This window comes from Chryseobacterium sp. MYb7 (assembly GCF_002979455.1).
In the GTDB taxonomy this organism is placed as follows: Bacteria; Bacteroidota; Bacteroidia; order Flavobacteriales; family Weeksellaceae; genus Chryseobacterium.
The window spans coordinates 55919-68257 of record NZ_PCOU01000023.1 but is presented as its reverse complement, the minus strand read 5'-3'; the positions used below and the strand labels follow the sequence as shown (position 1 = coordinate 68257).

Here is a 12339-nt window from a genome sequence, read left to right as displayed (position 1 = left end):
ACTGTCAGAGAATTTTCGGAAATTTGCATCTATGAGTATTAAAGAAAATTATAACGCTATAAAAAACCAGCTGCCATCCCATGTCCAGCTGGTTGCTGTTTCAAAAACACACCCGGCTTCTGCAGTTCAGGAAGTGTATGATCTGGGGCAAAAAATTTTTGGAGAGAATAAGGTACAGGAACTGATGGAAAAATTCCCTCTCCTGCCTCAGGATATCCAATGGCACCTTATTGGCCACTTACAGACCAATAAAGTAAAATATATTGCTCCTTTCATCGATACGATACAAAGTGTGGATTCTGAAAAACTATTAACAGAAATCAGCAAAGAAGCAGGTAAAAACAACAGAACGATTAAAGTTCTTCTGCAGGTAAAAATTGCTGCTGAAGAGACTAAATTCGGCCTTGAAATTTCTGAAGCGAAAGATCTTTTCCAGCAATATATTAAAGGTAAATTTCCTCATGTAGAAATTACAGGATTAATGGGAATGGCCACATTTACGGACGATGAACAGCAGATTAGAAATGAGTTTTTAATTCTGAAGAAGCTTTTTGATGAATTAAATCAATTAAAAACAATAAATACCTTATCAATGGGAATGAGTGATGATTTCCCTATAGCCATTGAGTGCGGGGCTAACTCTGTGAGGGTTGGATCTGCAATTTTCGGCAGAAGAGACTATTCAAAATAGAATATTTAGGTATGGTTTTTGCTAATAATTGAAACAAAAAATTTAAATTTGCAACTATGCAAAAAATCCTTATAGTAGAAGACGAAAAAGCAATCTCGGGGGTACTTCACAGTATTCTTTCGGATGAACTCACCGATTATGAATTTGTTATTGCCGAAGACGGCCTTGAAGGTTACAAACAGGTAGAAAAAGAAGATTTCGCACTGGTGATTTCTGATATTAAGATGCCTAAGGTTTCAGGAACCGAATTGTTGAAGCAAAGTCTCGCACTAAAACCAGAAACTACTTTTATTATGATCTCAGGCCACGCAGATATTGATTCTGCGGTTTCCTGTTTGAGAGAAGGTGCATACGATTTTATCTCTAAGCCTATTGATATCAACAGATTGATTACAAGCGTTAAAAATGCTTTGGCAAAAGAGACTCTGAAGAAAGAAAACAAAAATCTTCAGACTGAAAACAAAACTTTAAAGAGAAAAGTAAGCAAAAAATATCAGATGATTGGTGATTCTCCTGCTTTGCAGAAGATTCAGGATATGATCGAAAAAGTGGCAGCTTCTGATGCCAGAGTTCTTATTACAGGACCTAACGGTGCCGGAAAAGAACTGGTAGCTCATGCTATTCACAACCAAAGTGACCGTGCTAGAGGGCCTATGATAGAAGTAAACTGTGCTGCAATACCCTCTGAACTTATTGAATCTGAACTTTTCGGACACGTAAAAGGATCTTTTACAGGTGCCATTAAAGATAAGCAGGGGAAATTTGAGCAGGCTAACGGAGGTACGATCTTCCTTGATGAGATTGGAGATATGAGTCTTATTGCTCAGGCTAAAGTATTGAGAGCGCTTCAGGAAAGCAAAGTTTCTCCTGTGGGAAGTGATAAAGAAATTAAAGTGGACGTAAGAGTAATTGCGGCTACGAATAAAAATATGCAGAAAGAAATTGAGGAAGGGAAATTCAGAGAAGACCTTTACCACAGACTTTCTGTAATTGAAATCTATGTTCCGCCATTGGATGAAAGAAAGGGAGATATCAAAATGTTGGTTGAGCATTTTTCAGGTATGATTGCTGATGAGCATGGTACAGCTGCGAAAAAGTTTGACGATAAAGCTATTGATGCTTTAAAAGCTCTTTCATGGACTGGAAATATCAGAGAATTAAGAAATGTCGTTGAGAGGTTGATTATTCTTGGTGGAAATACTGTTTCTGAAGGTGACGTTGCAAGTTTTGTAAGGAAATAATAACGCTATTATTTACAATATTATAAAAATTTGCAGTGTTACCACTGCAAATTTTTTTTTTGCCCTATTTGAATTATAAACTATATGAATCTTAAAATATTATGAACTTTTTAAACAAAAACTATACGAAAGAATGCCTGACTTTGGCTCTGCCTGTGATGCTAACCCAGGTAGGGCAGGTTTCGGTAAACTTATTCGATAATATTATTGTCGGAAAACTTTTAGGTGCTGATGCACTGGCATCTGTATCATTGGGGAATGCTGTATTTTTCTCCATATTTGTATTAGCCCTGGGCTTTTCATTTGCTATTCCGCCATTGGTTTCGGAAGCACACTCGAAAGAAGATCATGCTACAATCAATTCCGTATTCAGCCACGGTTTTATTATTAATATGTCTGTCGGGATTATCCTGATGGTGATTCTTCTTTTAGGAATGCCACTACTCTATCATTCCGGACAGCCGGCCAAGATCATTCCGGATACGGTAAGTTTCCTAAGTATAATGGTGGTCAGCATGATTCCGTTTATGGCATTTCAGACGCTTCGTGAAGTATCTGAAGGACTTTCCTATACAATCGGAGTTACTAAAGCAACTATTATTGCCAATATTATCAATATTGTTTTAAACTATGTCTTTATCAAAGGACTTTGGGGAATTCCACCAATGGGCGTAAAAGGATCTGCATTAGCCACCCTGATTTCCAGAGTTTTCATGGTAGTTTTCCTTTATTTTGTATTGCTTAAAGAAAAAAGAACAAGACGTTATATTAAGGACTTTTCTTTAAAAATTCAGGTTTTCTCAAAGAAAATGTTTGACAAAATGGTAAAATTGGGATTGCCTACTGCTTTACAGATGTTTTTTGAAGTAACTGCTTTTGCCGGAGCTGCATTTATCTGCGGATTGATCTCTGCTCATGATATTGCTTCTCACCAGATCGCTTTAAGTATGGCTTCTTTCACCTTCAACTTGTGTGTTGGGTTCAGTGTGGCTTCTACTGTAATGATCGGAAGAAAACTTGGAGAGCAAAATTTTGTGGAGCTTAGAAAAGTAGGAATCAACAATTTAAAGATTGCTTTTATTTTCATGTGTATCTGCGGATTGGTGTTTATTTTAGGCAGAAATATACTTCCAACATTCTTCACGAAAAAAGAAGAGATTGAAGTGATCAGTCTGGCATCAAAACTGATGATTATTGCAGCTTTATTCCAGCTTTCTGATGGAATTCAGGTGACAGCTTTAGGAATGCTGAGAGGATTACAGGATGTAAAAATTCCATCTATCTATACCTTTATCGCTTACTGGGTCATTACGATTCCTTTGGGCTATTTCTTCTGTGTCACTTTAGAAATGGGAGCATTCGGCATGTGGATTGCACTCGGATTGGGATTAACAGTCTCTGCTGTTTTCCTGGTGAAACGATTCCTGAATATGTCTGCGAAAAGAGTAAAGCAGAATTCATAAAAACAAAATAGCTGTTTCAAATTTGAGACAGCTATTTTTATATTCTTTCGTTTTTTGCTTAACCGCAGATTTCACGGATGGGCACAGATGATTATGTATCATTCTTTTTTATAGATTAAATGCTTATAAACCCTTTTTACAAGTTTACCTTTTCTCTTTCTCCGCAATTACAATTAATCTATTCTCTTCCCTAAGATCTTCAGGCTTCTTTCCACCCCATCCAGAATGGCTACATTAGGAAGACTTCCCCAATCTTCAAATCCAAAGCGTCTGAACAGCTTCAAACTTGGCTCATTATGAAGAAAAATAAGCGCTACAAGGTTTTTTACTCCAAATTTTCCGGCGTTATCAATACAATACTGAAGAATGGTTTTTCCATATCCTTTTCCTCTACAGGTTTCATCCAGATAAATACTGACTTCTACCGTACCATTGTAGGCCGCTCTTTCATGGAATGAACTAAAGCTTACCCACCCAATGATCTGATCCTGATGATCTTCAACTACCCAAAGAGGTCTTGTTTGAGGATTATGTTCTTCAAACCATTTTAGCTTGCTTTCTACAGAGACTTCTTCCATATCTGCAGTTACCATTCTTGAGGCAATTGTTGAGTTGTAAATGGCTACGATTTTATTTAAATCTACCAATTCAGCATTTCTGAATTTTAATGTTTCCATGAATATTGTAATTCAACTTATTCTTATGCAAAAATACTAAATTTTAAAATCACCCCTATGTATGTTATATATTTTATACAAATTTTTATATTAAAACAGAACACCCCCTTAAAACGAAACCAATATTTACATTTGTTTTGATGTTTTTTTTGACAATCGCAAACACGCAATGGCATTTATGTTTTTAAGGCGCAAAGATTTTATCTCCGATAAAATTGAATGCTGATTATTTTGTTAAATGATGATAATTATTTGTTGAAAATCTCATATTGAGCGAAGTCGAAATATTTTTGCGCCTTAAAAATTTTAAACATAGATTAAAAAAACTTTACGCCTTCGCGAATTCCAACTGTCTTATTTCAAATCCTTTAAAATTCTATTTAAGCTTCTCAAGGTAATTCCCAAATAGGAAGCCATATCTTCTTTTGAAATTTGAATTCCTTGTTTTGCCTGCATATTCAGGAGTTGCGTTAACGTATGCTCTACGGTATACAACTGTTGATAAGATGCCCTGCTTGAAGTATTGATAATTCTCTGTGCAAATGAATCCAGCAATAAGTGATTGAGAGCAAGATCATTTTTAATCAAAGACTTAAAATAAGAAATAGATGTTTCATAAACGGTTACTTCTGATACGGCTTTCACACTGCACAAACAGTTGATGTTTTTAATCAACTCAACTTCTCCAAGGATTTCACCGCTTCCCAAAAATTCAACAATATATTCTTTCGCGTTTTCTTCGGTGAGATAACATTTGGCAATACCTTCTTTAATAAGCATAACCTTTGAGGGCAACTGATCCTGTATCAATATATTCTCATCCCTGGAAAAAGACTTTAACACAACTTCTTCTCTACCTTTTTGCTTAGTGTAAAGTTCTTCAAAATAGATTAAAAATGCCTGATTTGTACGTAACATATGGATCTGGGACAAATGTCCTTTGCTTATTGAAATTTTATATTGAATTTTGAAGTCAGAAAATTACAAAACAAAAATGAATAATCATATTACTACGATTGCCTTTGATGCGGATGATACACTTTGGATCAATGAACCTTATTTTCAGGAAGCAGAGCACGAATTTTGCAGACTGCTTGAAGATTACCTTCCACAGCATTCGGTATCACAGGAATTGTTTACAACGGAAATGCAGAATCTTCATTTGTATGGTTACGGAGTGAAAGGATTTATGCTTTGTATGATTGAAACCATCGGCAGAGTATCGAATAATACAGCTTCATTAGAGTTGGTCAACAAAGCGATACAACTTGGTCAGGAACTTCTTCAGAAACCTATTGAACTGTTGGATGGCGTTACAGAAACTCTTGAAAGCTTAAAGGGAAAATACAGGCTTGTTGTCGCTACAAAAGGAGATCTTCTGGATCAGGAGCGTAAACTCAAAAATTCAGGATTACAAGATTATTTCCATCATATTGAAATCATGAGTGATAAAAAAGAACATGATTACAAAAAGCTTTTGAAACATCTGGACTGCCAGCCTGAAAACTTTCTGATGCTCGGAAATTCTATTAAGTCGGATATTTTACCGGTATTGGAAATCGGAGGATATGCAGCACATATTCCTTATCATGTGACATGGAGTCATGAACAGCATGATGTCAATCTGGAGCATCCAAATTTTATGGAGCTTAAGAGTATTAATGAAATTCTTAAATATCTTTAATTTTTAAAACCATTAAGTTTTATTAAGAGGATAAGTTCATTAAGATGAGCTTCGCTTTAAGTTTTAATACAACTTCCTTATTATATTTTTTAATCAAAAAAAGAGACTGTTTATGGTAAACAGTCTCTTTTGTTATTTATTTCTTTAAGCACTTTTCAAGGAACTGATCTTGTTCCCATAAAAGGTGTAAGATATTTTCTTTGGCCTGATATCCGTGGGCTTCTTTTGGAAGAAGAACCATTTTTACCGGAGCACCCAGATTTTTCAATGCCTGGAAATATCTTTCCGTCTGCAAAGTAAATGTTCCAGGGTTGTTATCTGCATCACCGTGAATCAGAAGAAGAGGAGTCTTCATTTTATCTGCATTCATGAATGGAGACATCTTGTTATAGATCTCAGGAATATCCCAATAGTTTCTCTGCTCGCTCTGGAACCCAAATGGTGTCAAAGTTCTATTGTAAGCCCCACTTCTTGCTATTCCACATGCAAAAAGATTGGAATGCGTCAAAAGGTTCGCGGTCATAAATGCACCATAAGAATGTCCACCTACAGCCACTTTCTTTCTGTCGATATACCCAAGGTGATCTACAGCATCAATTGCAGCTGCAGCATTGGCTACCAATTGTGGGATAAATGTATCATTAGGTTCTGTTTTTCCTTCACCAATAATCGGGAAAGCGGCATCATCAAGAACAGCGTACCCTTTCGTTGTCCAGTACACGAAAGATCCGTAGTAAGGGAATGTAAAATCGTTCGGGTTTTGAGTGTTCTGCCCTGCTGTATTTTTATCTTTATATTCTGTAGGATATGCCCAGATCAACAATGGAAGTTTCTCTTTTTTGGCTTTTCTGTCGTAATTGGCAGGAAGATAAAGTGTTCCGGTTAAGGTAACTCCATCATTTCTCTTATAAGTAATTACTTCTTTGTAAACATCTTTGATGCTCTCAAAAGGATTTGCAAAGTTGGTTACCGCTTCTTCTTTATTAGATTTGATATTCTTTTTGAAATAATTTGGGTAAAGGCTTGGTGACTGTTGAGTCGTAAGAATTTCTCCCTTTGAAGCGTTAAGAATATCAATAATCTCTTCTTTACCATTCTTTATATTGGAAGTGTAAAGTCTTTTCTTTTTCAACGATTTTACATCCATTTCATCAATAAAAGGATGTTGGCCGTCTTTGGTAAATCCATCGCCGATAAGGTAAGCTTTTCCACCTTTCATATCGATTACATATCTTCCGTACTGATTTTTTGTGGTGTTAAAATTACCCGGATCACTGTAAACATCCTGATAATTTCTATCATCGAAAACTTTAGATTCTCCGTTGTTGGTGTCTATCAGATAAGATTTTGTATTTCTTGTATCATACCATCCTTCAGAAACAATGGCATAATGATCATTGGTCCAGGTTACATCATCATATCTCTGTTTTGTTTTGAAGAAAGATTTAGGAGCTTCTGTAAATGGAGCTTCCCATGTAAATACTTCATCTCTGTAATCTGCTGTTTTAGACTGATCTCCTCCATCCAATGCTTCAGCAAAGGTAAGAGTAGCCGGAGCATCACTTCTCCAGGTCATATCTCTTTTTCCGGTTCTTACGGATGAGAAACCTTTTGGCATAATTTCATTCAAAGGAACTTCATTTACTGTTTTTACAGCATTTCCTTTCATATCATACACTACAGTTGTTGATGGGAATCTGTTCAACGGAACGATATAAGAAAAGGGCTTTTTGATCGTTGTAGCCATCAGGTAATTTCCATCCGGAGAAAAACTTAAGCCGGCATACATATCCTGATCTTTCAGTTTCTTAAGATTTCCCGTAAGATCTACGTTGTAGATTTCAGAAGCAGTAAGCGTTTCGAAGTTCTTTTCGTCCTGAGGGTTTTTCAAAAGATCCTGATACGTTCTGTTTTGAGAAACTTTACCGTCTGCTGTTGAAACAATCGGGCCTGTTGGAAGGTCTTTGCTTGCATCTATAAGAGCAGGTCTGTTTTGAGGAATTGCTCTGATCAGGAAGCTTTGAGAATCATTATACCACACATAAGGCATTCCTAAATTGGCATTCAGGTTATCAGCCGTAATTTTTTTGGCAGCAGCGGTTTCCATATCCACTAACCAAAGTTCAACTCCTTTAGCTGTTGTATTGGTAAATGCCAGCTTTTTTTCATCCGGAGAAAATGACACATAGGTAATTTTCGGATTGGAAGGCAGGTTTTTTACCTGAACCTCATTTTTATCATTGATCTTTCTGATCTTCAGGTTGTTTGAGTAGGTAGTGCTGCTTGAAATATTGGTAACAGGATTAATTCTTAGTCCTCCAAGTTTCATTTCCTGCTGACTAAGGTCTTCCAGTGTTTTATATGTTGGACGATACGTAAAAACCACCCAGTCTTTTTTGCTGTTCATCAGAACGCTTGGTGGTCTTTGATAGTCTGCCAGTTTTAAAATCTCCGCAGAGGGTTTCTGGTAAGTGATATTCTCCTGTGCATCATAAAAATTGAGAAATGCCAGAAGGCAGATGGTCAGTTTTATCTTCATATAAATTCATTTTTTACGAATGTAGTAAATTTTAAGAGATTTATAAAATTAAATAAATAAGACACTTTTTAGTGCCGTATTCGTTTTTTTATTACATTTACTTTACAAATTAAAATAATATGAAAAATTTAAAAAAATTATCAAAATTACATTTAAAAACAATCAATGGCGGAAGTGCTCCTTTATGTGATGCAGGCTTTATGGCTTGCAGAGTAAGAGACGAAAACGGAAAACTGATCTGGGATTGCTTACCTCACTGCAATTATTAAGAATAAACAAGGCGCTTCAATCTCTGAAGCGCCTTGTTTTATTTTGTATTGTTCTTATTCTAAAATTACCATTCTGAGGCCCTTTTTCTTCTCTCAATCATATGATCTACTGAGATTTTTCCGGCTCCGATTACCATCAATAAAAGATAAACGGAAAGGTAAACAAGAGCCATTTCTCTTTTTTCAAAAGGATCTGCACCATGTACTACAAAACCTGCAATAATCATTGTAAAGATCAGAAATCCTAAAGAAACTCTTGTAAAGAGGCCTAGTATAAGGAGTATTGAACAAACAAATTCAGCAAAAACTGTAAGAATAAGTGATATCTGAGGGCCAAGTCCCATAAAATCGAAAAACTCGATTTTACCGCCTGCCAATAGCATCTGAAGTTTTGGAAAGCCGTGAGAAAGCATCGCAAAACCTACAAATACTCTTACCACTAACAAAACAATATCTTTAGGTATTGAGCTCGAATTTGAATTATTATAGTTCATGTACTAAAAATTTATACTAAGGTAATAAAAATCTTTTAATACAACGGGATTCCGGCGGTTTTAGTTTAACGGTAACCGAAATTTTTCAGATCTCTGTCGTTCTTTCTCCAATCTTTTTTCACTTTTACAAATAGATTTAAGTGAATCTTTTTGGTGAAGAATTTCTCAAGGTCCATTCTTGCTTCAGTTCCTACTTTTTTGATGGCTTCCCCTTTGTGCCCGATAATAATTCCTTTCTGGGTATCTCTTTCTACATAAATAATAGAATCTATAAAGATAATTCCTTCTTTCTCCTTGAACTGTTCAGTGACTACTTCCACAGAATATGGAATTTCTTTATCATAATTCAAAAGAATTTTCTCACGAATTGCTTCGTTTACAAAAAATCTTTCAGGTTTATCCGTATACTGATCTTTGTCGTAATAAGGAGGATTCTCTGGAAGTAATGATTTTATTTTAGGTAAAATAATCTCTGTATTAAAGGCGTTCAATGCAGAAATAGGTAAAATTTCAGCTTTAGGAATTCTGGCATGCCAGTCTTCAACCAGTTTTTCAAGACCTGCCTGATCCGTCTGGTCTACTTTATTTAATAGAAGAAGTACGGGTACAGGGATTTTATTCAGTTTATCAATTAAAAACTCTGACGGTTCTGCTTTATCGGTAACATCTACAATAAATAGAAAAACGTCAGCATCCTGCAAAGAGTCCTTCACAAAATCCATCATTTTTTCCTGCAGTCCGTATTTAGGATCCAATACTCCGGGAGTATCAGAAAATACAATCTGAAGGTCATCTTCATTATAAATTCCAAAAATTCTGTGACGGGTTGTCTGAGCTTTCTGCGTTACAATCGCCAACTTCTCTCCCATTAATTGGTTGAGTAAGGTCGATTTTCCCGCATTGGGCTTTCCAACTATATTTACAAATCCTGCTTTGTGCATAAAAATAATATTACGAACTGCAAAGTTAGTAAAACAAAATTGGTCTTTACAGTTAATCTTAATTTTTAAAGAAAAAAGAGAGTTATATTGTGAAATACAGGATTGTAAAAGCTTAAACCACCCCGTCAAAAATTCTTTGAATTTTCGCCACCCCTCCAGTGGAGGGGAATTTTACTCTTTCCTTTGTAATATTGACGATAAATAAATTGAATTCGGAAGAATTTTGATTATATGGACTGCAATATTTCTTATAAAAATTACCTGATAATTTTGTATTGCATTACTTAAAACTAATATTTTTGACTATTAGAATTCATCTTTATGAATATAGACCAGATTCTTGATAAGGTTTACCTTCTTCCTGAAGCATCAAAAAACAGTTTAAAAGAGCATATCACAGAGGTTTCGTATCCTAAAGGCTTTTGTCTGATGGAAGCCGATAAAGTAATTCCTTATCTGTATTTTATCCGAAAAGGAATTGCAAGAGCCTATTCTTCAACGGCTGATAATGATATTACTTTCTGGTTCGGAAGTGAGGGACAATGCATTCTCTCAATGAAAAGCTATGTAGAGGACAAACCGGGATATGAAAGCATTGAATTGCTGGAAGACTGCGATCTGTATAGAATGGAAACAGAAAGTCTCAGAAAACTTTTCAACGAAGACATTCATATTGCTAACTGGGGAAGAAAACTGGCAGAAGCAGAGATGATAAAATCTGAGGAATTAATTATTTCCCGACAGTTCAAGACTTCACTGGAACGTTATAAAGATATCATCACCTATCAACCGGACTTGCTGAAAAGGGTTCAGCTGGGTTATATTGCGTCTTATCTTGGGATTACGCAGGTGAGTTTAAGTAGAATTCGGGCGGAGATAAAATGAATTTAAAATTCAAAGATTGAAGGATTTAAAAATTCTTATGTTTTGGCTAAAGCCGGAGGAATATGTATTTATATTGAGAGCGAGCGGACTAAAGTCCGCCCCTATTGATAGACCAGTATTGTTTTTTTACTTCTTCCAGCTTCTTTTCTTTAGCCTCTCCACATCTTCATTTTTTAACAATTGTAAAATTTTTTCTCACATCAAATTCTGAAATTTGCAGTAGTAAAATTTTAAAAAATGAATTGGTTAATATTAGTTATCGCGGGATTATTTGAAGTTGCCTTCGCATCATGTCTGGGAAAGGCAAAAGAAACATCAGGAACTGAGATGTACCTGTGGTATACCGGCTTTTTGATAACAATGACAATCAGTATGCTTTTGCTGATCAAAGCAACTCAAACTCTGCCTATCGGTACTGCTTATGCGGTATGGACAGGAATTGGGGCTGTGGGAACTGCTTTAATGGGAATTATCTTCTTTAAAGATCCTGTAAGCTTCTGGAGAGTATTCTTTATTGTAACACTTATTGGTTCTGTTGTAGGATTAAAAGCTGTTTCTTCATCACATTAAAAGTGCATAAACTTTTATCTATATTTAAAAATGGAAACCGTCTTTGCTATAAAGGCGGTTTTTTTACTCATTTTATGATCATGATTAAATTGAATCAGGAAAAAGAAATTCTTTTATATCTTTACAGTAAACTTTTAACTCATGAAAAAAATACTATTCCTTTTAGCAGGTAGTTTACTGACTGCCCAACAAACCTCTGAATTACTTTCCAATACGTGGTATATTTCCAAAATGGTAACAAGCAGCGGACAAACAACCAACACTCCCTTAATTGATAACGGAGTTCCAGCTACTACATTCAATTCAGCGGGAGGAACAAGCTATGTTATTAATTCCAAATATTATAATACTTCCATGATGGGTTTCGGGATTATGCCCGGAGGCAACAATCTTATCAAAACATCAAGCTCATGCACTCTTTTGTTTTATAACGGAGGAAATGCAGCCCCTGTTCGTGCTTATGATCAGAAAAACTGTGACATTTATGGCTTAGGAGCTTACGCATCAATATACAGTTACCAGATTACAACCAGCGGCAATGTAAAGACTTTGGTAATGACAGATCCCTCAGGAAACAAAATCTACTATAACAACACCGCACAACTGAGCACTAGAGAAACAGAAGCTGTAAAGAAAACTCTCAAAACGTATCCAAATCCTGTAAAGGAAGTTTTAAACATTGAAAATATTGAGAAAAACCTTTCCCTTCAAATTTTTGATCTGTCAGGGAAACTAGTACTGGAAACTAAAACAAATGATAGTAAAATATCAATTGATACAAGGAGCCTCCAGAAAGGACAATATATTGTATCAGTAGAAAATTATAAGCCTTATCCTTTTATTAAAGAATAAAATAGTACCTATTATATAAAAACCCGTTTCAAT

13 protein-coding genes are annotated in these 12339 nt (G+C 35.5%); 8 read left to right on the top strand and 5 right to left on the bottom strand.

Translation table 11 applies throughout. From position 1 onward, the window contains the following. Positions 1-31: 31 nt before the first annotated feature. From CQ046_RS17135 to CQ046_RS17125, 3 genes are all read left to right on the top strand, one after another. The gene (locus CQ046_RS17135; RefSeq protein WP_105703452.1) at positions 32-691 is read left to right on the top strand and encodes a YggS family pyridoxal phosphate-dependent enzyme; all 660 of its coding nucleotides are present in this window, start codon (positions 32-34) and stop codon (positions 689-691) included. Between the two features lie 56 nt (positions 692-747). Further along, positions 748-1932 (top strand): sigma-54-dependent transcriptional regulator, encoded by a 1185-nt coding sequence (locus tag CQ046_RS17130; protein ID WP_105703451.1) that lies wholly within the window; start codon positions 748-750, stop codon positions 1930-1932. A gap of 101 nt (positions 1933-2033) precedes the next feature. Next, positions 2034-3395: an MATE family efflux transporter gene (locus CQ046_RS17125; protein ID WP_105703450.1), complete on the top strand. Its 1362-nt coding sequence runs from the start codon at positions 2034-2036 to the stop codon at positions 3393-3395. 173 nt (positions 3396-3568) lie between these two features. On the opposite strand, the gene CQ046_RS17120 is transcribed toward CQ046_RS17125, so the two are convergent. Together CQ046_RS17120 and CQ046_RS17115 are read right to left on the bottom strand one after the other, a co-directional pair. Further along, positions 3569-4072, bottom strand: a complete 504-nt coding sequence (locus CQ046_RS17120) for a GNAT family N-acetyltransferase (protein WP_105703449.1) — start codon at positions 4070-4072, stop codon at positions 3569-3571. Between the two features lie 354 nt (positions 4073-4426). After that, positions 4427-4990 (bottom strand): Crp/Fnr family transcriptional regulator, encoded by a 564-nt coding sequence (locus CQ046_RS17115; RefSeq protein WP_105703448.1) that lies wholly within the window; start codon positions 4988-4990, stop codon positions 4427-4429. A gap of 76 nt (positions 4991-5066) precedes the next feature. Between CQ046_RS17115 and CQ046_RS17110 the strand changes: the two genes are divergently transcribed. Next, positions 5067-5756 (top strand): HAD family hydrolase, encoded by a 690-nt coding sequence (locus tag CQ046_RS17110; protein ID WP_105703447.1) that lies wholly within the window; start codon positions 5067-5069, stop codon positions 5754-5756. Positions 5757-5892: 136 nt separating this feature from the next. On the opposite strand, the gene CQ046_RS17105 is transcribed toward CQ046_RS17110, so the two are convergent. Beyond that, the gene (locus CQ046_RS17105) at positions 5893-8295 is read right to left on the bottom strand and encodes a prolyl oligopeptidase family serine peptidase (protein ID WP_105703446.1); all 2403 of its coding nucleotides are present in this window, start codon (positions 8293-8295) and stop codon (positions 5893-5895) included. Between the two features lie 119 nt (positions 8296-8414). Between CQ046_RS17105 and CQ046_RS23665 the strand changes: the two genes are divergently transcribed. Further along, entirely contained in the window at positions 8415-8564 is a 150-nt protein-coding gene (locus CQ046_RS23665; RefSeq protein WP_165790541.1) for a bacteriocin-like protein, read from the top strand. A gap of 65 nt (positions 8565-8629) precedes the next feature. Here CQ046_RS23665 and CQ046_RS17100 read toward each other — a convergent pair whose 3' ends face one another. Both CQ046_RS17100 and era read right to left on the bottom strand, forming a co-directional pair. Beyond that, positions 8630-9058: a DoxX family protein gene (locus CQ046_RS17100; RefSeq protein ID WP_105703445.1), complete on the bottom strand. Its 429-nt coding sequence runs from the start codon at positions 9056-9058 to the stop codon at positions 8630-8632. A 65-nt stretch (positions 9059-9123) separates the two neighbouring features. After that, on the bottom strand, positions 9124-9999 hold the full coding sequence (gene era, locus CQ046_RS17095; protein ID WP_105703444.1) for a GTPase Era: 876 nt from the start codon (positions 9997-9999) through the stop codon (positions 9124-9126). Positions 10000-10320: 321 nt separating this feature from the next. On the opposite strand from era, the gene CQ046_RS17090 reads away from it, so the two are divergent. From CQ046_RS17090 to CQ046_RS17080, 3 genes are all read left to right on the top strand, one after another. After that, positions 10321-10884, top strand: a complete 564-nt coding sequence (locus CQ046_RS17090; RefSeq protein ID WP_105703443.1) for a Crp/Fnr family transcriptional regulator — start codon at positions 10321-10323, stop codon at positions 10882-10884. A gap of 237 nt (positions 10885-11121) precedes the next feature. Then, positions 11122-11454 (top strand): DMT family transporter, encoded by a 333-nt coding sequence (locus CQ046_RS17085; protein WP_077414420.1) that lies wholly within the window; start codon positions 11122-11124, stop codon positions 11452-11454. A 141-nt stretch (positions 11455-11595) separates the two neighbouring features. Continuing rightward, entirely contained in the window at positions 11596-12306 is a 711-nt protein-coding gene (locus tag CQ046_RS17080; RefSeq protein ID WP_105703442.1) for a T9SS type A sorting domain-containing protein, read from the top strand. Positions 12307-12339 lie beyond the last annotated feature (33 nt).

Bases quoted from the DNA above. Each gene is read 5' to 3' on its own strand.
- CQ046_RS17130 (WP_105703451.1), top strand. From the start codon at position 748: ATGCAAAAAATCCTTATAGTAGAAGACGAAAAAGCAATCTCGGGGGTA.
- CQ046_RS17115 (WP_105703448.1), bottom strand. From the start codon at position 4,990: ATGTTACGTACAAATCAGGCATTTTTAATCTATTTTGAAGAACTTTAC.
- CQ046_RS17120 (WP_105703449.1), bottom strand. From the start codon at position 4,072: ATGGAAACATTAAAATTCAGAAATGCTGAATTGGTAGATTTAAATAAA.
- CQ046_RS17110 (WP_105703447.1), top strand. From the start codon at position 5,067: ATGAATAATCATATTACTACGATTGCCTTTGATGCGGATGATACACTT.
- CQ046_RS17135 (WP_105703452.1), top strand. From the start codon at position 32: ATGAGTATTAAAGAAAATTATAACGCTATAAAAAACCAGCTGCCATCC.
- CQ046_RS17085 (WP_077414420.1), top strand. From the start codon at position 11,122: ATGAATTGGTTAATATTAGTTATCGCGGGATTATTTGAAGTTGCCTTC.
- era (WP_105703444.1), bottom strand. From the start codon at position 9,999: ATGCACAAAGCAGGATTTGTAAATATAGTTGGAAAGCCCAATGCGGGA.
- CQ046_RS23665 (WP_165790541.1), top strand. From the start codon at position 8,415: ATGAAAAATTTAAAAAAATTATCAAAATTACATTTAAAAACAATCAAT.
- CQ046_RS17105 (WP_105703446.1), bottom strand. From the start codon at position 8,295: ATGAAGATAAAACTGACCATCTGCCTTCTGGCATTTCTCAATTTTTAT.
- CQ046_RS17090 (WP_105703443.1), top strand. From the start codon at position 10,321: ATGAATATAGACCAGATTCTTGATAAGGTTTACCTTCTTCCTGAAGCA.
- CQ046_RS17080 (WP_105703442.1), top strand. From the start codon at position 11,596: ATGAAAAAAATACTATTCCTTTTAGCAGGTAGTTTACTGACTGCCCAA.
- CQ046_RS17100 (WP_105703445.1), bottom strand. From the start codon at position 9,058: ATGAACTATAATAATTCAAATTCGAGCTCAATACCTAAAGATATTGTT.
- CQ046_RS17125 (WP_105703450.1), top strand. From the start codon at position 2,034: ATGAACTTTTTAAACAAAAACTATACGAAAGAATGCCTGACTTTGGCT.